This is a genomic window from Stutzerimonas chloritidismutans AW-1 (assembly GCF_000495915.1).
Classification (GTDB): domain Bacteria; phylum Pseudomonadota; class Gammaproteobacteria; order Pseudomonadales; family Pseudomonadaceae; genus Stutzerimonas; species Stutzerimonas chloritidismutans.
On sequence record NZ_AOFQ01000019.1, the window covers coordinates 21875 to 43580 of the forward strand.

The 21706-nt window shown below is 56.5% G+C and carries 17 protein-coding genes and 2 pseudogenes; 14 read left to right on the top strand and 5 right to left on the bottom strand.

Annotated features, from left to right (window positions below; translation table 11 throughout):
* Nucleotides 1-5 precede the first annotated feature (5 nt).
* On the bottom strand, nt 6-1313 hold the full coding sequence (locus F753_RS0124775) for a TolC family protein (protein ID WP_008569960.1): 1308 nt from the start codon (nt 1311-1313) through the stop codon (nt 6-8).
* A gap of 839 nt (nt 1314-2152) precedes the next feature.
* Between F753_RS0124775 and F753_RS32180 the strand changes: the two genes are divergently transcribed.
* The 3 genes from F753_RS32180 (at nt 2153) to F753_RS32190 (ending at nt 5837) form a co-directional block, all read left to right on the top strand.
* Nucleotides 2153-3472 (top strand): OprD family porin, encoded by a 1320-nt coding sequence (locus F753_RS32180; RefSeq protein ID WP_023444719.1) that lies wholly within the window; start codon nt 2153-2155, stop codon nt 3470-3472.
* Nucleotides 3473-3792: 320 nt separating this feature from the next.
* Nucleotides 3793-4467: a heavy metal response regulator transcription factor gene (locus tag F753_RS32185; RefSeq protein WP_008569962.1), complete on the top strand. Its 675-nt coding sequence runs from the start codon at nt 3793-3795 to the stop codon at nt 4465-4467.
* Complete coding sequence (locus F753_RS32190) at nt 4464-5837, top strand: heavy metal sensor histidine kinase (protein ID WP_017246078.1); 1374 nt, start codon at nt 4464-4466, stop codon at nt 5835-5837. The genes F753_RS32185 and F753_RS32190 overlap by 4 nt, the downstream gene beginning before the upstream one ends.
* Before the next feature lie 122 nt (nt 5838-5959).
* Here F753_RS32190 and F753_RS48980 read toward each other — a convergent pair.
* From F753_RS48980 to F753_RS49525, 4 genes and pseudogenes are all read right to left on the bottom strand, one after another.
* A pseudogene (locus F753_RS48980) lies at nt 5960-6076 on the bottom strand (Cd(II)/Pb(II)-responsive transcriptional regulator); the annotation flags it as partial.
* A 195-nt stretch (nt 6077-6271) separates the two neighbouring features.
* Nucleotides 6272-7075, bottom strand: coding sequence for an IS21-like element ISPst3 family helper ATPase IstB (istB, locus tag F753_RS32195; protein ID WP_013983804.1), 804 nt, complete (start codon nt 7073-7075; stop codon nt 6272-6274).
* Nucleotides 7068-8567, bottom strand: a complete 1500-nt coding sequence (gene istA, locus F753_RS32200) for an IS21-like element ISPst3 family transposase (protein WP_023444720.1) — start codon at nt 8565-8567, stop codon at nt 7068-7070. The genes istB and istA overlap by 8 nt, the downstream gene beginning before the upstream one ends.
* 92 nt (nt 8568-8659) lie before the next feature.
* Nucleotides 8660-9241: a hypothetical protein gene (locus tag F753_RS49525; protein ID WP_156924027.1), complete on the bottom strand. Its 582-nt coding sequence runs from the start codon at nt 9239-9241 to the stop codon at nt 8660-8662.
* A gap of 198 nt (nt 9242-9439) precedes the next feature.
* On the opposite strand from F753_RS49525, the pseudogene F753_RS32210 reads away from it, so the two are divergent.
* The 11 genes and pseudogenes from F753_RS32210 to F753_RS32265 all read left to right on the top strand — a co-directional run.
* Nucleotides 9440-9544, top strand: a pseudogene (locus F753_RS32210) (integrase); the annotation flags it as partial.
* A 494-nt stretch (nt 9545-10038) separates the two neighbouring features.
* Nucleotides 10039-12402 (top strand): heavy metal translocating P-type ATPase, encoded by a 2364-nt coding sequence (locus F753_RS32220; RefSeq protein WP_084799364.1) that lies wholly within the window; start codon nt 10039-10041, stop codon nt 12400-12402.
* Between the two features lie 86 nt (nt 12403-12488).
* Nucleotides 12489-12869, top strand: a complete 381-nt coding sequence (locus F753_RS32225) for a hypothetical protein (protein WP_003292653.1) — start codon at nt 12489-12491, stop codon at nt 12867-12869.
* Between the two features lie 92 nt (nt 12870-12961).
* Nucleotides 12962-14215, top strand: coding sequence for a TolC family protein (locus tag F753_RS32230; RefSeq protein WP_003292652.1), 1254 nt, complete (start codon nt 12962-12964; stop codon nt 14213-14215).
* Nucleotides 14212-15663, top strand: coding sequence for an efflux RND transporter periplasmic adaptor subunit (locus F753_RS32235; protein WP_003292651.1), 1452 nt, complete (start codon nt 14212-14214; stop codon nt 15661-15663). Before F753_RS32230 ends, F753_RS32235 begins: the two co-directional genes overlap by 4 nt.
* Nucleotides 15660-18824, top strand: a complete 3165-nt coding sequence (locus F753_RS32240) for an efflux RND transporter permease subunit (RefSeq protein ID WP_003292650.1) — start codon at nt 15660-15662, stop codon at nt 18822-18824. Before F753_RS32235 ends, F753_RS32240 begins: the two co-directional genes overlap by 4 nt.
* Entirely contained in the window at nt 18821-19177 is a 357-nt protein-coding gene (locus tag F753_RS32245) for a copper-binding protein (RefSeq protein ID WP_003292649.1), read from the top strand. The genes F753_RS32240 and F753_RS32245 overlap by 4 nt, the downstream gene beginning before the upstream one ends.
* A gap of 142 nt (nt 19178-19319) precedes the next feature.
* Complete coding sequence (locus F753_RS32250; RefSeq protein ID WP_003292648.1) at nt 19320-19637, top strand: co-regulatory protein PtrA N-terminal domain-containing protein; 318 nt, start codon at nt 19320-19322, stop codon at nt 19635-19637.
* A gap of 32 nt (nt 19638-19669) precedes the next feature.
* A complete protein-coding gene (locus F753_RS32255) occupies nt 19670-19927 on the top strand; it encodes a DUF2933 domain-containing protein (protein ID WP_003292647.1) in 258 nt (85 codons plus the stop codon).
* A 23-nt stretch (nt 19928-19950) separates the two neighbouring features.
* Nucleotides 19951-20181 carry a hypothetical protein gene (locus F753_RS32260; RefSeq protein WP_003292646.1) on the top strand — a complete coding sequence of 77 codons (231 nt, stop codon included), beginning with the start codon at nt 19951-19953 and terminating at the stop codon, nt 20179-20181.
* A 90-nt stretch (nt 20182-20271) separates the two neighbouring features.
* The gene (locus F753_RS32265) at nt 20272-21645 is read left to right on the top strand and encodes a heavy metal sensor histidine kinase (protein WP_003292645.1); all 1374 of its coding nucleotides are present in this window, start codon (nt 20272-20274) and stop codon (nt 21643-21645) included.
* Nucleotides 21646-21706 lie beyond the last annotated feature (61 nt).

The following is a 21706-nucleotide window of genomic DNA, read 5'->3' on the forward strand; positions in this document are numbered from 1 at the left end:
GATTCCTATGGCTGAGTGGCCGAGGTGATAACGGCCGACCCATCTCCGACAATTCGCGAGATTTCTGCCGCCGCCTGGTTAGCTTGTGATAGCGCAGACAGGTACTGAGATCGGGCTTGGAAAAGCGTGCGTTGAGCATCCAGTACGTCAAGGAACGTGAATTTTCCAAGTTCGAACCCCTTGCTGGCAGCTTCATAAGCGCTTTGGGCACTGGGGAGCATATCGTTGCGCAACAGTTCAAACTGCTGGCGAGCAGTGCGCAGCCGCATGTGCGCTTGGGAAAGTTCGCTTTTCAGGCGTATATGGACGGCGTTGAGCTCGTCCTGCGCCTGGTAGGCCCGTTCCTGCGCTGCTCCGATGTTGCCTTGGTTTCGATCAAACAACGGCAGGGGCATCGAGATACTCACCAATCCCAGCGTGCCGTTATATTCATCTGAGCGTTGGGCACCTACGCTAACCGTCACGTTAGAAAAGCGATTCGTCCTTTCCAGCTTTAACGCAGCCCGACGTCTTTCAGCCTCCCGACGCGCGCGGGTTAGTTGGGCGGAATCGTTCAAACGGCTATAAAGCTCAGCTAGCTCGGGAAGAGGAGGCACTGCCTCTGCCGGCTCTTTTACTCGCTCAAAGCGTGGCTGTGGATTTCCCCAGTTGGCCGCCAGCCGAGTGCGCGCAGCTTCGAGTTCAGCTGTGGCCTGGGCAAGCTCTACTTGCACTCCAGTAGCCGCAACCCGCGCCCGGGTTTCCTCTACGGGAGAAACCATGCCGGCCCTCACACGTCGATTGGCCACGTTCACTGCTTGCTTCGCAAGCTTTGAAGCAGCCTGAGCGAGGTCCAGCCGTTCTTGAGCAGTAAGCACATCGTAGTACGCGCCCATCACTGCCCCCCTCAGTCGAGCTTGGGCGTCCTGTAGGTCAGCAGCTGCTACGTCCAAGGCTCGTTGCGCCGCCTCAATACGAGCCGAACGTTTACCACCCAGCTCTATTTCTTGGCTCAGTTCAAGCGTGGTCTCCGGGGCATCGCCCCGGATTCCCTCCTGGCTAGCGGACAATATTGGATTCGGACGTGCTCCGGCTTGGCTAATTAATGCGCGAGAAGCAGCCAGCTCACGTCTTGCAACAGCCAGTTCAGGGCTTGCAGAGCTAGCGAGTTCCAAGGCGCGTAGAAAGCTTATGGATTCGACAGACTCAACGGGGAATGTATTTGACACACCGACAGGTAAGGTCTGTGTGAAGGTCGGCAACTCTAAGGGTTGCGCAAAGGCGAGATTGCACGACAACGTCGTCAACCCCAGCGAGAAAAGAGCTTTTCGCACCGAAATCTCCTAAAAAAAGGGAAGGTTCGGTGAGACGTCAGATACAGATAAATGGCGCTTACTGGTTACTTTGGCGTCCCACCGGTTTTGCACCGATGCGCCAATTAGGTTTCTCAGGACGCCCCGCTTCAGCCGATGCGTAGCTAGCAGAAGGAAACGGTTTCAAGCTCATTGATAATACCGAACCAGGACAGATCCCTTTCGTTATAAGCGGCTTGATATGGTCGCCATGAAAGACACAGTCTCCATCCAGACTGATTTTTTTTGCGGCTTTTGACGATCCTTCCTCGTCAGTACCCAGAGACTCGTGCGGATGTTCGTGATGTCCAAGATGATTTGCTGCCGAACCATCCTCATGACTGCAGCTCGTGCTAACAACTGCCCATGATGATTGCAATGGGAACAAGGCTAGCAACATCAGCAAAACTATTTTTCTCATCCAAGGCAAAACGATGACTTCCTGGTTTAGATGTCGAATCCAATCATAAGAACTACCCCCGCCAAGACGCGAAACACATGCGCCTCTACTGCGATAGTGATTCGCCCTGAATTTAGTAGACAAATACACGAAAGCGTTTTTATCAGCCTTGCCAAGCCGGCGAGATAGCTGATGGCTATGGGGTGGTGACTTTAAATAAGTGTGGATAACGACCTGGTGACCGCAACATTACAAATCTGTAATCGAAGGAGTGCGCGATTGGGCTTCCTCAGATTACAAAATAGTCATTTGCCGCTAATCCTGCCGTCATCTCTAGGGGAAGAACATGGCCAAGCGCTAAAAACAAAAAGGCGAAAGGCGTCATTCGAGCACTGACCTGCCGTACATAAGGAGCATCATCATGAGCAAAAAGGCCGTTTTTTCGCTGACAGCCCTTTCACTGGCATTGGGCAGCGCCCCGGTCTTTGCCCAATCGGAAACAGCCGAGGGCTTCATCGAAGGCAGCACGCTATCGCTGATAAATCGCAACTTCTATTTCAATCGGGATTTTCGCGACGGTGAGAGTGCCGCCGGCAATGGCTACTCCGAGGAATGGGCCCACGGATTGATGGCCTTCTTCGAGTCCGGATATACCCAAGGCTCGGTAGAGATTGGCTTCGACGCTTTCGCCATGCTCGGCCTCAAGCTCGACTCCGGTTCGGGGCGCTCCGGTGTGGGCGGCAGCATCGACCTGCTTCCCCACGACAGCGCTGGCGATCCTGAGGATGACTTCACACGGGTGGGGGGCGCGGTGAAAGCACGCTTGCTGGACACCGAGATCAAGGCCGGCGATGTATTTCCCACTACACCTGTCGTGCACTTCGGCGACTCTCGGCTGCTGCCGGAGTCTTTCAAGGGTGTCACCGTTGTGAACAACTCGCTGGACGACCTCACCCTTCAGGGAGGCCGCTTGCACGCGATGAGCCAGCCCAACACCAGTAACATGAACGAAGACTTCGTCACCTTCTACGGCGGGGGCGTAGACGCGCCTTGGCTCGGCTACGCAGGCGGTGACTACAGCGTGAATGAAAATATCAGTCTTAGCCTGTACACCAGCCGCCTCAAAGATGCCTGGAACCAGCATTACTTCGGTGCGTCGGCCACCTATCCGCTCTCCGATATCGTCGCGCTGCTGGCCAGCTTCAACTATTACAAGGCAACCGACGAAGGCCGTGAGTTGCTGGGCGAGTTCAACAACAACATCTGGAGCTCCAGCCTGGGTGTCGCCTTCGGCGCGCACACCGTCACGGCGTCGTATCAGCGAAACAACGGTAACAACGACTTTGACTACTTGCGCCAGGCGGACTCGATCTACCTGAACAACTCCATTCAGTACAGTGATTTCAACTCACCTAAAGAGCAGTCCTGGATGCTGCGCTACGACCTGAACATGGCGGAGTACGGCATACCCGGGCTTACTTTCATGACCCGCTACGCCCGCGGTTGGGGCGCCGATTACAGCAACGCGAACGAGGTGTACATGCGCCAAGACGATAACGGTGCGCCGCTGACGGGACAGAACCGCTGGGAACGCGACGTCGAAGCCCGCTACGTTGTACAGACTGGCTCTCTCAAGGATTTGTCTCTGCGGGTGCGCCAGGCTACCACGCGGGCGACTGCTTTCGAGTCCGACCTCGATGAGGTCCGATTCATCGCCGAGTACCCTCTCTCGATCTTGTGAAACACCATGAGCAACACCACATCTTCTTTAGTTTTGCTCCCTTGGTTTGAAGATGTGTTTCAGGCGCCCATCAGGGCGCCTTTTTTCGTTTGGTGCACCCGCTCGCGCTGCGGGTCAACCAAATGACCGGTAGATTACAAATTCGCAAGATAGCCCTCACAGGGCTTTTACCGCGTTAAAGTGCTTCCCGCTTCCCTGGGCAGATCTTTTCGCCTCTGCCTTTCACGCTAGAGCCAAGCCGCTTTCGTCTTGACCTAGTTACTACATGGATTTTTTTGGTTCCGCTTACCGCGCACCTCCTTGCCGAGTTACCTGAAAACATGCGCATCCTGGTTGTCGAAGACGAGATCAAAGCTGCGGAATACTTGCAGCAGGGTCTTATCGAATGTGGTTACTTGGTCGATTGCGTAAGTGATGGCCTCGATGGGTTTCACCTGGCACTGCAGAACGACTATGACATCGTGCTGCTAGATGTGAATCTGCCAACCATGGATGGGTGGGAGGTTCTCGAACTCATCAGGCGGCGTAAGCAGACACGCGTCATCATGCTGACTGCCAATGGCCGCTTAGAGCAAAAAGTCCGCGGCTTGGAATCGGGCGCCGACGACTATCTGGTCAAGCCGTTCCAGTTCCCCGAGCTGCTTGCCCGTATCCGGACACTGTTGCGGCGAGGCGAGGCAGTCACACTTCCGAGCAACCTGCGTGTAGCCGACCTCGAACTGGACCCGGCCCGGCATAGGGCTTACCGGAGCGGTCAGCGTATCGACCTCACCAGCAAAGAATTTGCGTTATTGCATCTGCTCATGCGCCGGACTGGCGAAGTCCTCACGCGTACGGAAATAACTGCCATGGTGTGGGACATCAATTTCGACTGCGATACCAATGTGGTGGATGTTGCGATTCGTCGCCTGCGGATGAAAGTGGACGAACCCTTCGGCGATCGCCTGATACACACCATCCGGGGTGTGGGCTACGTGCTGGAGGCGCGGCCTTGAAGCCACTCAGCCTCGCATCGCGTCTCGCGCTTCAAATCACACTGACCGGCGCCGCTTTGGTCGCGCTGCTGATTGCACTGAGCTACTGGGTACTGGTGCGCCAACTGGAACTGCGCGCCCAGGAGGAAGTGACGGCCAAGCTCTCTCAGATCGATCATGGACTCCTCGAAGACACCAAAGCCCGTATGGGCCGCTCCTGGCAACACGCATTGAGCGATACCGTACTCGGCCATGACAACCTTTCGATTACGGTCATCGGCGATACAGCGAAATCACCCATTTTCAGTATCGGCCGATTCGCCAATGCGCCGCAGCAGCTGGATCTCGTGAGCAGGGACGGCGACTATCTTGGCTGGACAACGAAAGATGGCGTGCAGATGCTAACCGGGCGCAAGCAAATCCAAGTCCCGGGACTGGCTTCAATGACGCTTTTACTTTCGCAAGATCGCAGTGCCGATCAACGGCTGGTGGCTGCATTCCTGCGCTCGGCCTTAGTGACCGTGCCGATGCTACTGATATTGATCGGATTGGCTGGATGGCTAATCGCCCAAAATGGCTTGCGGCCGCTTCGCAAGTTCCGGGCCTTGGCGACTAAGGTATCTACACAGGATCTATCACCTCGAATCCGCACCGATCGGCTTCCGCAAGAGCTCCAGGCATTGGCGCACAGCCTCAACGTAATGCTTCATCGACTCGATGACGGCGTTCAGCAACTGTCACAATTCTCGGACGATGTGGCTCATGAGTTAAAAACTCCGCTGAACAACCTGATAGGCAAGGCGCAGGTGACTTTGGTGCGTGAGCGAAGCAAGGAGCATTATCGGGAGGTGATCGAGTCGTCGGTTGAAGAACTCGAACGCATGGATCGAATCGTGTCAGACATGCTGTTTCTCGCCCAGGCCAGCCACGCCAGCCCAGCACTGAAGCTCGAACAATTATCTTTAGGAAGCGAGGCGAGGCGCGTATGTGAATACTTCGAAGTCCTTGCCGAAGAAGCGGGAGTCGCTACGACAGTAACGGGCGATGCCATGATTTTGGGAAATCGACTTATGGTCCAGCGGGCCATTTCCAACCTGCTATCCAACGCGCTGCGGCATTCAAATACTGGCAGTACGGTCGAACTTAAGATCCTTGAGGAGGACGTAGACATCGTCTCGCTGGCTGTCACCAATCATGGCGCGACTATCGAATCGGATCATCTCCCACATCTGTTCGACCGCTTTTACCGCGTTAACGGCATACAACCTCACGGGGCAGGATTGGGGCTAGCGATTGTCCGCTCAGTGATGAACCTCCACAAAGGCCACGTGGCCGTCGCCAGCAAAGACGGTCGGACCACGTTTGAACTCACGTTTCCTCGGCAGGCCTGACTCAAAGTGATACCGCACGGAGACAGCCATCACTACGAAGGGGCAAAAACCACAGGGACAAACAACCATTTCGAGGGCATGCGCGTTGGCCGGGTAACCAGGCCCGCAAGCCCCAACGCCGTTCATTTAATGCATGCGTCCTCGCTAATTCCGGCGAGAATGCCGCAAGCCTCAACTTCCCGCCCATCGTTGCAATTAGCCCGCAGTGAAACGAGTTGTCGTTCGAGTGATTGCAGAGCGTGTTGGCGCTGATGGAAAATTGACCCACCCTGCCGATTGAAATTTGACCCAGGGCGGATTGCTGATTTTGTTACCAGCAACTGTGGATAAGTCTACCAGCGCAGCTGCTTTTGAACCCACTCCCTCGCTGTCCCAGTTCAGCTGTTGAAGACCTGCCACATGCAGCCATGCAGCAGGCCGTCGTCACCATGAAATCAGAACGACTCATCGTCCTCCGGTTCCTGGCCGCCCTTACGCTTTCGCTCCCGTGATTTGATCTTGGCCTGGGCCGCCAAGCTACTGTGTTGCAGGCGATAGGACTCGTTACCGGTTTCGACGATGTGGCAGTGGTGGGTCAGCCGATCCAGCAGGGCGGTGGTCATCTTGGCGTCGCCGAACACGCTCGACCATTCGGCGAAGCTCAGGTTGGTGGTGATCACCACGCTGGTGTGTTCGTACAGCTTGGACAGCAGGTGAAACAGCAACGCACCGCCAGCCTGGCTGAACGGCAGATAACCCAGTTCGTCGAGGATGACCAGATCCATGCGCAGCAGTGCCTGGGCGATCCGCCCGGCTTTGCCGTCGTGTTTTTCGCGCTCCAGCAGATTGACCAGATCGACCGTGGAGTAGAAGCGCACGCGCTTGCCATGCCGGGTGATGCCGGACACGGCCAGCGCGGTGGCTAGGTGGGTTTTACCGGTGCCTGGCCCACCGATCAGCACCACGTTCTGCGCGGTGTCGGTAAAGGCCAGGCTGGCCAGCTCGCTGATCAGGCGTGCGTCGGCGCTAGAGGCGTTGAAATCGAAGCTGGCCAGATCGCGGTGCATCGGCAGCTTGGCCATGTTCATCTGGTGGCTCACCGAGCGCATGGCGCGATCTGTGTGCTCTTGTTCCAGCAGGTGTTCGAGCAGCCACTTGGACGAGGCTGTGTTCGACTCACCCTGTGCAGTTAACTCCGCCCAGGCCGTGGCCATGCCGTGCAGGCGCAGCTCCTTGAGTTCCGCCATCAAATCACGCATGACCGACCTCCTCGGCCTGGCCACGCAGGCGGTCGTAGCGCGCCGTGTTAGCGACGGGGGCTTCCTTGAGCGACAAGTGGGTTTCGACGCTGGGTGGTGGTTCGGTCGCGGCCAGGCGCGCCACGACATTGAGGATGTGTTCGGCGCTCAGGCTGCCGCTCTCCAGTACCAGCTCAACGGCTACCAGCACGGCATCGAGCCCGGCGACCGGTACGGCAGCCAGAACTTGCGCCATGATCCGGTCACCGCCGGCATGACGCCCCAGACCGTGCTTAAGCTGACGCAGCGGCGCCGGCAGATCAGCAAAGGGCGCGCCGTTGCGCAGCGCACCGGGCTTGCGTTCGATCAGCGGGAGGTAGTGCTGCCAGTCATAGCTGACCTGGTCGCGATCCAGCAAGCGGACATGGCTGGCGATCAGCGCGTCGTCAGCCACCACCTCGATTCGCGTCGGATACAAACGGCTGCTGACCCACTTACCCGCGTACTCACACGGCACCGAGTAGCGGTTGCGCCCGACGCTGACCAAGCAGGTGCTGGAGACCCGCGCAGGCCGCTCGACGTAACCGTCGAATGGCGCTGGCACAGGCATCAGTTCAGCGCGCTCCAACTCAAGCACTTCGGCCACACTCAGCCCGCTGTATTGAGGGTGCGTCAGCTCGTTCCAAAGCGCGCGGCAGCGCTGGCCCAGCCAGGCATTGAGTTCCTCGAAGGAGTGAAACTGACAGTCCTGGGCGTCTAGCCAGATACGCCTGCGGCTGTCTTGCACGTTCTTTTCAACGATGCCCTTTTCCCAACCAGCGGCGACGTTGCAGAAGTCCGGATCGAACAGGTAATGCGCGCACATCACCGCAAAGCGTGCATTCACCGCCCGGCCTTTGCCCTTATTGACCTTGTCGACGGCGGTCTTCATGTTGTCGTAGATGCCCCGGCGCGGCACGCCGCCCAAGGCGCCGAACGAGCGTGTATGGGCGTCAAATAACATCTCATGGCCCTGGCTCGGATACGCCACAAGCCAGAACGCACGGCTGGCACACAGCTTCAGATGTGCCACCTGCATACGCCGGTAAATGCCGCCGACCAGCAAGCCTTCCTCGCTCCAGTCAAACTGAAACGCCTCGCCAAGAGCAAAGGTCAGCGGCACAAAGGCCTGCGACGCCTTGCCCTGTCCCCCTCGCCAGGCACGGATAAACGCGGTGAGCTGGCTGTAGCCACCGTCATAACCATCGGCTTTGATTTGCGCCAACAGCGCCTTGGCACTGCGCCGCTGTTGCTTGGGGCGCAGCGAATCGGCTTTTAGCGCCTGCTCTAGCGTGACGTGAAAAGGGCTGAGTTTGTTAAAGATCGCGCGGCGTTGGTACACCGGCTGCTTGGCCTCAGGTGCTCTGACCCACTTGCGAATCGTGTTGCGCGCCAGCCCGGTGCGCTTGGCTATCTCATGCAGCGACAGCTTGTCGCGGAAATACATCCGCCGAATTTTGCCCATCATTTCCATACTGATCACCCTGTGTTCTCCTGCTCAAAAATTGAGCAGAAGCAGTTGAACACCTGGGTCAGTTTTCAGTCGGCAGAACAGCCTCTACTGGGTCAGTTTTCGGTCAGCGGCAACAAGACGTGCTTTCCAAGCTCTCTTAGGAACCCTTCTATGCAAGGCAGAATTCCAACAATTGCCACGCCGTACAGACCCAGACAGTATGCCTTTACAGCCTCAATCAGCTGTTCTTGATACTGAGCAAAAGTGATGCGCTGAGACCATGCCCCACAAATCAGGTCGGCCATTCGTGGGGGCGTGTACATTTCCAACAGCATATTATTCGCGTGAGCGTACCTTTCCTCTTCACTGTTGCTTTTCGAGATTTTTCCGCCGTATTCAGATAGAAATCCAAAGCTATGATATGGGGGGAGTACTATCTCAGTAGTCGCAAACGTATCTCTGTACCAAGCTAGCCCAGAGCCCACTTTGATTTCCGAAAGATCTCTTGGAAAAAATGCACACTCACCAGATGAAACAATTTTATATCCGCGAATATCCCGAAAACAGCTCAGCTTCGCTTCCTGCAAACTATCAAACTCATGCTTCCCTCGATGTAAGCAAGCTTCTACTGCTTTTATTCCTCGCCCCAGCGCCATCGATTTTCTGCACTGCTTGTAAGCCTTAGCGAAGTCCATAGCTGCCCTTGTTATTCGACCCACTGATTCGATCGAACCTACCTGACAACACCTAGCCACGCAAACCATCTGCCGGCGCAGCCCGGCGGTAATGACTGACACGCAATTATTAGACGAATTTGAACGTCAGCTTCTGGCCGGTTAGCGACCATTGCTCTGGCTAGCCATCCTTGTCCTCCCACACGTGGAGGACTTGCCATGAACATCATCGCTACCTGGAGCCGTCAGCCCTGGAACAAAGGGAAATTGGTCGGGCAGAAAATCCCGCTCCGACTGAGAGATATCTGGGCGATCCGAGTAAGGGGTCATGCCGAGATATAAGTAAAATTCACTCACTTCGCACGTAACGTGTTGATGCCAAGAGAATTTACCAAATCGACCGCACAGCCTCTGATCGTGGACTATCTTTTCTGACTCCTCAGAAAAGGAGTTCCTATGGCTTCATTAGAGCGTACGGCGTATCCCACTCTGCCAAAGGCGTATTCAAAAGCAGAGTACCTGCGCTTAGGCTTTTGCACGGTTCGGTATTCATCAAAATGAAGCGGCCGAGCATCGAACAATGGAGGCATAGGCTAGGCCAGCAGGCGGTATCTGCGCGAGCTACTTTTCCAGCAGCTCGCTTCAACATACATACGACCTGACATACCAGAGAACCTGACAGAAATGTAATGGTTACTTCAGCCTTTGGTCAGGACGCTTTGCATATATTGGCTGTCAGACGCTGCAAGCATTGAAAAACCGCAAATGTCCCTGCAATAGGCCAAGTTCGTCGCTAACCAATCCATAAGGTGCCCCGTATGTCCTCTCAGCAGTGCCATCACCAGCCCGACCAAACGAAAGGTACTGCAGCACTCACAGACCCCGTCTGCGGGATGAAGGTGGAAGAGGATAGCGAGCATCAAGAGCATTATCAGGGAAGCACTTACCGCTTCTGCAGCCAGGGTTGCCAGACCAAGTTTCGTTCCGACCCTGCTCGATATCTCGCTGCACCGCAGGCTCATGGAACCTCCTCTCGGGCATCTACCCCACCCGCACAGAAACCACCCGCCGGTGATGCAACGACAGAGTACACCTGCCCGATGCACCCTGAGATCCGCCAAATGGGTCCAGGTGATTGCCCTATCTGTGGGATGTCATTGGAACCTCTGATCCCTGAACTCGACGAGGAGGAGAATCCCGAACTCAAGGACTTCTCGAAGCGATTCTGGTGGTCTCTGCCCCTGACCGTAGCAGTAACCCTGTTGGCAATGGCGGGACATGCGATACCGCTGTTTCACGGGGCTAGCCAGAACTGGGTTGAACTGGCCCTCACGACCCCGGTTGTCTTGTGGGCAGGCTGGCCATTTTTCGCGCGCGGTCTCGCCTCGGTCAAACATCGCAGCCCAAACATGTGGACCTTGATCGGGCTTGGCACGGGGGCTGCCTATATTTACAGCGTCGTAGCAACCCTCTTACCGAGCATATTTCCAGAGTCATTCACAGTAGGCGGCCGGATAGGCGTTTATTACGAAGCCGCCGCGGTGATCATTTCATTGACTCTGCTGGGCCAGTTGCTGGAATTGAAGGCCCGCTCGCAGACGTCCTCGGCAATTAAGTCCCTGCTTGGCTTATCACCTAAAACCGCTCGCCGTATCGCCAAAGATGGTTCCGAGGAGGACATCCCGCTCACACATGTTCATGAGGGCGACCATCTGCGCGTTCGTCCTGGTGAAAAGGTACCCGTTGATGGAGAGGTATTGGAGGGCGAGAGCGCCGTCGATGAATCCATGCTAACGGGCGAGCCGGTTCCGGTGACGAAGCGGACAGGCGATTCGCTTATCGGCGCGACGATGAACACGAGCGGCTCGCTTGTCATGCGAGCCACCAGGGTTGGCTCCGGGACTATGCTTTCACAAATCGTCCAGATGGTTGCGAATGCACAACGCTCCAAAGCACCCATGCAGCGAATGGCAGACACGGTTGCAGGTTATTTCGTGCTGACGGTCATCGGTATCGCCTTGCTGACATTCTTTGCATGGGGCCTGTTCGGGCCTGACCAGGGCTGGGTATTCGGCCTGATCAATGCAGTTGCGGTTTTGATCATTGCTTGCCCTTGCGCACTTGGCCTGGCAACGCCTATGTCGATCATGGTTGCCACAGGCAAAGCGGCTGGAAGTGGAGTGCTTTTCAGAGACGCAGGCGCCATCGAAAATGTCCGTAAGGTAGACACGCTGATTGTCGATAAAACAGGAACCTTGACCGAGGGCCGACCTGTCTTCGATCGGGCCATAGGCGTCACGCCGTTTGACTCGCAGGAAGTCATCCGTTTGTCTGCCAGCTTGGATCAAGGTAGTGAGCATCCCCTAGCCCACGCGATCGTAGACCATGCCAGAAGCGAAGGTCTCCAGCTGGCGAAGCCAGAGACCTTCGAGTCAGGGTCAGGGATCGGAGTCCGTGGTCTGGTGGAAGGCAAGCAGCTACAGCTAGGCAACACCGCGCTTATGGAAGATGCGGGTGTGAGCGTCGAGCCGTTGAAATATCAGGCAGAAAAAATGCGCGAGAGCGGTACCAGCATTGTGTACCTGGCTGTTGATGGGGCACTTGCCGGCTTGCTGGCCGTATCGGACCCAATCAAACCGACTTCCAAGGAAGCTGTAGCGCGGCTCCAAGCGGAGGGCGTGCAAGTCATCATGGCCACCGGCGACGGGCTTACCACTGCCCGCGCGGTGGCTCGTGAGCTATCGCTCGATGAGGTGCATGGCGAAGTGAAGCCGCAGGACAAGGAGGCGCTGGTGGTTAAGCTACAAGCCCTAGGTAAAGTAGTCGCCATGGCAGGCGACGGAATAAATGATGCGCCGGCGCTCGCCAGGGCTGATGTCGGCATAGCGATGGGCACGGGCACTGACGTCGCCATGAACAGCGCCCAAGTTACGCTCGTTAAAGGTGACCTGATGGGGATACTGCGCGCGCGCACGCTTTCGGTGGCGACGGTTCGCAATATGCGTCAGAACCTTCTGTTTGCCTTTATGTACAACGGGTTGAGCATCCCGATTGCCGCAGGTCTGCTCTATCCGTTCTTCGGACTGTTGCTGTCTCCGATGATTGCTGCCCTGGCCATGAGCCTCAGCTCAGCATCGGTTGTGTTCAACGCACTCCGGCTCCGTCAAACGCGTGTAGTTTGAAGCCTGTCGGCTTAGGCTTAGGCTTCGGTTGCGAAGCGACCGATTGCCTCATTGATTGCTCATGAATTGCCCCGTAAGCTGGAAATATGACGTCCTACATGCGCTCCTTCCTTATCCTGCTGCTAGTGCTTGCGCTTCAGATCAATGGGATAGCGGAAATGCTCATGACGGTTGGATCGTCCGGGCATCACATGATGTCCGATATGGAAGGTGTGGGCGCCATGACGACCGACCACGCTTCGATGGTTGGCGCCGATGACGGTGCTGAACACGAGTGCTGTGAAGCGAATGAGCATGGAACGGCGACCGTCTGCAAGACGGGCCAAGAATGCAAAACTGCAAGTATCCTTCAGCTTGTCTCAATAAAAGCCCAGCTGATGCCTGCTGCTAAACCCGTGACCACTCCCTATAACGGCCTGATCCCCTCTAGCCTTTTAGACGCCGTCTGGCGTCCACCCCGCGTCTAATTCCGATCAAATTATAGGAACCGCCCGAGTGAGCATTCGGGCCGGCTACTGCGCGCCTTTGGCTCGCATGAAAGATCAGGAATCCTTCGCAAATGAAACCCCGTATTTATTGGGCGCCGCCGTACGTGGCCGCCTTGATCATGGGCGCGCTCTCGTTTCCAGGGTTAGCGTCCGCTTTGACCTTAGAACAAGCTCTGAGCGTGGCCGAGCAAGACGCGCCTTCGCTGCATGCGCAAGCCGCCAACCTGGTGGCCGCACGCAGCGCTGCAATCCCTGCCGGCGAGCTTCCTGACCCTAAACTTAAGCTTGGACTGCAAAGCGTGCCCATCGAAGGTGACGCTCGCTGGCAGTTGGAGCAAGAGGCCATGACCATGCAAATGGTTGGGGTCATGCAAGATGTGCCAAACCGAGCGAAAAGGCGCGCTCGTGTCGAGGCCGCGCAGGCTAGTGTTGCGCTCGCAAACGCCCAGCAAACGGTTGAACGTCTCGGTGTGCGCCAAGCAACCGCCGAGGCATGGATCGCTAGCTTCGCGGTCGAGCAGAAGCTAAGCCTTTTCAAGCAGCTTTACAGCGAGAATCAGCTCCTTTCGCGGGCTGTTCAGGCCCGCATTGCTGGCGGCAGCGGACAAACCGCAGACAGCGTACTTCCGAGGCAAGAGGCAGCATTGCTGGCTGAACAAGAGGATGAGCTGCTGCGTAACCAGGCTGTTGCGCGGGCCGGCCTCCGGCGCTGGATAGGCGAGCTAGCAGGCCAGCCGCTTACAGGTGACTGGCCGCAATGGCTTGCCGCCGTTGATAACTATCAGCACAACCTGAACCGGCACCCGGCGTTACTCGCCTTCGACCCGATGACTCGTGAAGCGGAGGCAAAGGTTCACCAGGCCATCGCAGAGAAAACACCGGATTGGAGTTGGGGGATCGACTACCTGCGACGTGGCCGTGAGTACGGCGACATGGTGAACCTCAGCGTCAGCTTCGACCTGCCGCTGTTTACCAGCTCTCGGCAGGATCCGAAGATCGCGGCCGAACGAGCTCGCCTTGCCCAGATCGAGGCTCAGCGCCAAGCGACCTTGCGCCTGTACAACCAAGAGCTGAGTACTGACCTCGCTGAGTATCAGCGTCTGGACCGCGCACTCATCCGCCTCGACAAAACCTTACTACCCCTCGCTGAAGAGAAGGTCCGCCTTGCCATGGCCGATTACCGCTCCGGAAGCGGTGAGCTGACCGCTGTGATCGAAGCGCGACGACAGCTTGTGGAGACCCGGCTACGGCGTATTGACGTCGCCCGCGATCGATCGTTGAGCAATGCCCGCCTGCATTTCGCCTTTGGAGATACCCGACCATGACATTCCAACACAAGCGGCTGGTACTCGCCTTCAGTCTGCCTCTGATGATTAGCGCTGCAGCGCTAATCGGTCTGCCTACCGCAGCCTTCGGACAATCGCCTGCAGAAGAAGACAAGGAAGTGCTCTATTGGTATGACCCTATGGTCCCCCAGCAAAAGTTCGATAAGCCGGGCAAGTCGCCATTCATGGATATGGAATTGATTCCACGCTATGCAGATGAGGGAAGCGACGGGGCATCGATCAGTATCGACCCGAGCGTGACGCAGAATCTCGGCGTGCGCTTTGCAACCGTAACGCGTGAATCGATCAGCCAGTCGCTCGAAGCGACAGGCGCATTGATGTTCGACGAGCGAGACGTGGCGGTTGTGCAGGCGCGTGCCGGTGGCTTTGTCGAGCGCGTTTACGACCGAGCACCGGAGGATGTCATCGAAAAAGGCGCGCCGTTAGCCGATCTGCTGGTTCCCGAATGGGTTGCCGCACAGGAAGAGTACCTGGCGCTCAAAGGGATTGGCGAACCCCAGCTGCTCGCAGCGGCTCGCCAGCGGTTGCGCCTTGCTGGCATGCCGCCAGAAGTCATAGTGCAGCTAGAACGAACTGGTAAAGCGCGCCCTGTTTGGACAGTGAGGAGTCCAATAGGCGGCGTGCTGAACAGCCTCGACGTTCGCGAGGGCATGACCGTATCCACTGGTGCGTCTCTGGCACGTGTTAATGGGCTGGAAAAGGTATGGTTAGAGGTTGCGGTGCCTGAGGCGCAGGTTGCAAATGTGGCGCCTGGGCAGCTGGTCAACGCGCGCCTCCCGACCTTTGCAGGTGAAGTTCTGGAAGGGACGATCCAGGCCGTACTACCACAAGCCAACTTGGATAGCCGTACTGTGCGCGTCCGGGTTGAACTGCCTAATCCGCAACAACGGCTTCGTCCCGGCATGACGGCCGAGGTGACGTTGAGTCGCAACGTCGAAGATGTCTTGGTCATCCCGTCCGAGGCGGTCATTCGCACCGGTCGGCGCGCATTGGTGATGCTGGCCGAGGATCAAGGCCGTTACCGCCCGATTGAGGTTCGCACAGGCCGGGAATTCGATGACCAGACAGAGGTGCTTGAAGGGCTGGAAGCCGGTCAGAAGGTCGTGGCGTCCGGTCAGTTTCTCCTGGATTCAGAGGCGAGCCTACGCGGGCTGACCGCTCAGGGTTTGGAGGAGCCTGCAACTTCTACAGAACCTGCGCTGCACGAGGCTGAAGGTACGATCGTCAGCCTGGAAGATGGCATGGTTGGCCTGTCGCATGGGCCGTTCAAGACGCTGAACATGCCTGGGATGACAATGTCCTTTCCGGTTGCAGATCAATCGCTCCTAACAAAGTTGCAGACCGGCGATCACGTCCGTGTCGGCGCGCGTGAAAGCGAAGAGGGCCTGGTCATTGAGCACATCGAGAAGCTGGGGGGCCAGCGATGATCGCAGCCATAATTCGCTGGTCAGTGGCCAACCGCTTTCTGATCCTGCTGGCTACTGTGTTCGCGGTGGCTTGGGGTGTCTGGTCGGTCAAAAACACCGCTGTTGATGCATTGCCAGACCTTTCCGACGTTCAGGTCATCATCCGCACGCCATACCCCGGGCAGGCGCCCCGGATCGTTGAGAATCAGGTCACCTACCCACTGACGACGACCATGCTGTCTGTCCCCGGCGCAAAGACGGTCCGCGGCTACTCCTTCTTCGGGGATAGCTACGTGTACGTCCTGTTTGAGGACGGCACCGACCTCTATTGGGCCCGTTCTCGGGTGCTGGAGTACCTGAGTCAGGTGCAGAGTCGGCTTCCCGCCGCCGCCAAACCCGCTTTGGGCCCTGACGCCACAGGTGTCGGCTGGATCTACCAATATGCTTTGGTAGACCGAACGGGCAAACATGACCTCTCGCAGCTGCGCTCTTTGCAAGATTGGTTCCTGCGCTATGAGCTCAAGACACTGCCCAACGTGGCGGAAGTCGCGCCCATAGGCGGGATGGTCAAGCAGTATCAGGTCGTACTGGATCCCGTGCGCATGGCAAGCAGGGGCGTGACGCAGCAGCAGATTGCAAAGGCGATCGATGAAGCCAACCGTGAAACCGGCGGGAGTGTTCTGGAACTCGCAGAAACCGAGTTCATGGTCCGTGCGACCGGGTATCTCAAGACACTCAAAGACTTTCGAGCCATTCCTTTGCGTCTCGACGGCGGCGTGCCTGTGACGCTAGGGGACGTTGCGCATATCCAGCTCGGCCCGGAAATGCGCCGGGGCATCAGCGAGCTTGACGGTGAAGGTGAGGTAGTCGGCGGCGTGGTGATCCTGCGGAGCGGCAAGAACGCTCGGGAAACCATCGCTGCCGTTCAGACCAAACTGGATGAGCTGAAAGCGAGCCTGCCCCAAGGCGTCGAAATCGTCACGACGTACGACCGTAGCAAGCTGATCGACAGTGCCGTTGAAAACCTCACGCACAAGCTCATCGAGGAGTTCATTGTCGTTGCGTTGGTTTGCGCGATTTTTCTGTGGCATCTGCGCTCGTCGTTGGTCGCCATCGTGTCGTTGCCGATCGGCATCCTGATTGCTTTTGTGATCATGCAGCGGCAAGGCATCAACGCCAACATCATGTCGTTGGGTGGCATCGCGATCGCCATCGGAGCGATGGTCGATGCAGCAATCGTCATGATCGAAAACGCCCACAAGCACATTGAGGCCTGGCACAAGCGGCATCCTGACTCCACCTTGAAGGGCCAGGAGCACTGGAAGGTCATTACTGACGCGGCTGTTGAAGTGGGGCCGGCACTGTTCTTCAGCCTGCTGATCATCACGCTGTCGTTCATACCAGTGTTCACCCTGGAGGCGCAGGAAGGCCGGCTGTTCGGTCCACTGGCGTTCACCAAAACCTATGCAATGGCAGCCGCCGCGGGCCTGTCTGTCACGCTGGTTCCGGTGCTCATGGGGTATTGGATCAGGGGCAAAATCCCTGACGAACACCGTAATCCACTCAACCGTGGCCTCATCTGGATCTACAAGCCGGCCCTGGACGCGGTACTGCGCTGGCCCAAGATGACTCTGCTGGTGGCTGTTCTGGTCTTCCTGACAGGCTTGTGGCCGGCCTCTCGCCTTGGTGGGGAGTTCTTGCCCCCGCTGGATGAAGGTGACCTCCTTTATATGCCCACTGCGCTTCCAGGCCTCTCCGCTCAGAAGGCTTCTGAGCTACTGCAGCAGACGGACCGGCTCATAAAAACGGTTCCAGAAGTTGCACACGTGTTCGGTAAGGCTGGTCGAGCCGACACCGCTACAGATCCCGCCCCGCTGGAAATGTTCGAGACGACCATTCAGTTCAAGCCGAAGGATCAATGGCGCCCTGGGATGACGCCTGACAAGCTGGTTGAGGAGTTGGATCGCACCGTACAGGTACCTGGATTAGCCAATCTGTGGATCCCGCCGATTCGAAACCGTATCGATATGCTGGCGACGGGTATCAAGAGCCCGATCGGGGTGAAAGTGTATGGCACTGACTTGGCACAGATCGACAAAGCCACCCAGGCAGTGGAAAAAATCGCCAAAACGGTGCCTGGGGTCAGTTCGGCACTTGCTGAGAGACTGACCGGCGGCAGGTATATCGATGTGGATATCGATCGTGTCGCCGCCGCACGCTACGGCCTGAATATCGCGGACGTGCAATCGATCGTGGCCGGTGCCATCGGTGGTCAAACCATTGGTGAAACCGTGGAAGGGCTCGCCAGGTATCCGATCAACCTCCGCTATGGCCGCGAGTGGCGCGACTCGATATCCGATCTGCGCAACCTACCGATCTACACGCCGCAAGGCAGCCAGATCACGTTGGGGACCGTGGCCAAAGTACAGGTGACAGACGGACCGCCCATGCTTAAAAGCGAAAACGCAAGGCTGTCGGGCTGGGTTTACGTCGATGTTCGTGGCCGCGACATGGCGGCTGTGGTGGGCGATCTGAGGGAAAAGATCAGCAAAGGGGTCCAGCTCGAATCCGGCATGAGCATCAGCTATTCCGGCCAATTCGAATTCATGGAGCGAGCTAACGCGAAGCTGAAGCTCGTCGTGCCGGCTACCTTGCTCATCATTTTTGTCTTGCTCTACCTCACGTTTGGGCGCTTTGGGGAGGCGTTGCTGATCATGGCCACGCTGCCATTCGCCCTAACCGGTGGCGTCTGGTTCCTCTATTTGCTCGGGTACAACCTATCCGTAGCGACAGGAATCGGTTTCATCGCACTGGCAGGCGTTTCTGCTGAGTTCGGCGTCATTATGCTGCTGTATTTGAAGAACGCATGGACAGATCGGGTTAACGCTGGAGCCCATGGCGAAGGCGTACTGCTCGACGCAATCCGCGAAGGCGCTGTGCAGCGGGTGCGCCCCAAGGCCATGACCGTAGCAGTGATTATCGCCGGTCTGCTGCCCATCCTCTGGGGTAGCGGAACCGGCAGCGAAATCATGAGCCGCATCGCCGCGCCCATGGTGGGCGGGATGATCACCGCCCCTTTGCTCTCCCTGTTCGTTCTGCCGGCAGCTTACCTGCTGATGCGCCGCCGGCAATTGCGAGTTACCACCCAGCAAGCAACCAACCCCACTGGAGAACATCCATGAACATTAAGCACATCACCCTTGCCTCATTCTTCCTGGTGCCAGTCGCCTATGCCGCCGACAAGGAGCCAATGGACGGCATGCCGATGGATCACAAAGGCATGAACATGCCAATGGACCAGAAGTCGGCGGGACAGACCGCTACAGCCACAGGTACGGTCAAGAAAGTAAACACCGAGAGCGGAACCGTCACCATTGCCCACGGCCCGGTCGAAGCGTTGGGCTGGCCGTCGATGACGATGGGCTTCAAAGCAAAGCCTGATCAGCTCCAAACGCTGAAAGAAGGGGACCAGGTCGAATTCGAGTTCTCCTCGAAAGGTATGGATTCCACCATTACGCGCATCGAAAAGCAGTAAAGAGCAGAAAGCGACCGCCGCAGGCGCGGCGGTCGTACCAACACGAGAATGAAGCGATTACCGCTTTGTAACCTTGGCAACAGCTTCTTGTAAGTAGCAAGCCTTTAATCTACAGGCATCAACTAACCAAGAGGTGCAAACCATGAACCGCATAACCAAAGTAATCGTTCCTTTTATTCTGACCGTTGCTTCCTCGCTTGCAATGGCCGAAGGCGGAAGCGAACGTACGCTGAATCGCTTAAATGACTCGGCAGGAGCAAAGCCCACCCTTAAGGAGCTTGTCAAAGAGGGTCAAGTGCTGAGCATCGCACCTGCAGGGGCGACCGGCACGACTCGAATGATTCAAAACTATAGAACTAGTGCCCAAGTCCAGACGTATGAGATGAAGGTCAAGACCCCCGACGGGAAGATCCATACGGTAGAGTTCCTGAGCACCCCAGTTGGCGTGAACAATGGCTAATCTGCCAAGCTTAATATCCGAGGGATAGTTAGATGAGCAGCATAATATCCAAGATTAAAAGCGTACTGCAGCGCAATCCGGTCGTAACGGGGTTAACCGCAGCTGTGGTTGGCTACATGCTACTGAACCAAAGCACTGCGGCGTTGGCAACAACGCTGCCAAGCCTGCTCTTTCTCTTGCCCTGCTTGTTGATGATGGTCGTATGCATGAAGCATATGTCTAGCGGTAAGTGCGACAAGCCCAAGGAGCCCAACGTTGGCGAAAACACCTTGTTAAGCAAAAGCGAATAACCCACTGAACTTAGAGATTTAACATGCGAAAGGCCATCACCGTTACAGCAATCGCAATCACCTTGGCGAGCGGACTGAGTTTCGCAGCGGCAGATAAAGCGGACCAAAGCCATTCAGAAACCGGCATGATGAGCGGCGACAAGCATATGGAAATGATGGGTGACATGCGTGGAATGATGAAAGAGTGTCGTGAGATGATGGGGGCCGCCAAAGCCGACCACTCGCAAAATGGCGAAAATCCAGACGCAGCATAGGATATGAGGGTGTGAGTAACAATGATCGAAGCAGGTGGGGGGTGCCCCACCTGCTTTTTTGTGCTTGATGGCCTAACCAGGACCGTACTGATGGGAAAAGTGTCACTGACGAGCAGAATGGCGATAGCTTTCATGCTCGTGGTTACGGTTGTGCTGCTGGCGGCCGCAATCAGCTTTAATTATTTTTGTCAGCTCCATTTCGAACGCAAAGATGCACAAGTGCTTAATGAAAAGGCCGCTGCAGTAGAGCGTACGCTACTCAACAGCTCAGCATTCGGGCCTGAGACCGCTTCAAGGATCGATGCCGTTATTGAGCACTCCTTTGGCTTCGCGACTGCGGTTGTAGTAGACGGTAAGACGGTTTACTCCCATCACAATCTGTCTGAGAGCTTGCTACCTCTTGTCACAGACATCCAAGAGGAACGCTGGACGGTAAGTTTCGGTGGCCACCAGTACAGCGGAATTACCAGAAAAGTAAATCGGTGGGTAGAAGGGCAGGACACTGTTATCTATTTGGCTTTGGATGTAACGCACCGAATCCACTTCTTCGATATGATTCAGCAGTGGTTTGCTTATACGCTTGTCGTTAGTGCACTTCTGAGTGGCGCGTTAGGTGTTGTTCTGATCAGGAAAGGCTTAAAACCAATAGACGAACTGTCCAAGACTTCTTCTACAGTAACCGCCCACTGCTTAGATACCAGAATTCCAACCGAGTCGGTGCCAGGCGAGCTGCATGAACTCGTAGACAACTTCAACGAAATGCTTTCGCGCTTGGACGACTCTTTTCTCAGATTGTCAGGTTTCTCAGCGGATATCGCGCATGAGCTAAGAACGCCGCTGAACAGCATGCTTACCCAAATGGAGGTCGCGCTCTTGCGCGACCGCGAGAATACCGACTACAAAGACATTTTGTATTCCGCCCTCGAAGAACTTAGGCGCATGTCAAAGATGGTCGATGACATGCTATTCCTCGCCAAGGCGGACAACGGGAAGATTACGCCCAATGCCGAAGATGCCAGCATGGCTGAGATTACCGCGAGCGTTATCGAATATTACGAGCTTGCAGCCGAGGACAAAAAGGTAGAAATCGCGCTTTCAGGCGATGGATCGGTACATGGCGATAAATCGATGCTGAGACGGGCCGTCTCAAACATAGTCTCTAACGCAGTTCGATATGCAGAGGAAGGCAGCACCATCAGCGTTGAAATAAGCGAGAGCGGTGGCTCGGTTTGCACAGCCATATCCAACCGAGGCACAACGATTCCAGCCGAGCTTCAGGCCCGAGTGTTTGATCGATTCTATAGGGTCGACACCGCAAGGCGCGAAGGAACCACCATGAATGCGGGCCTCGGCATGGCTATCACTCGTTCGATAGTCGAAGCGCACAAAGGGCGCATCGCTTGCGAATCAGCTGAGGGGCATACGACTTTCACAATGACGCTTCCAAAGCTTATGTCTAGTTAATGGCAGAGTGCCAGCAACGACCCTGACCTACGCTCATAGAAACGCCAGGCTGAACCGAAAG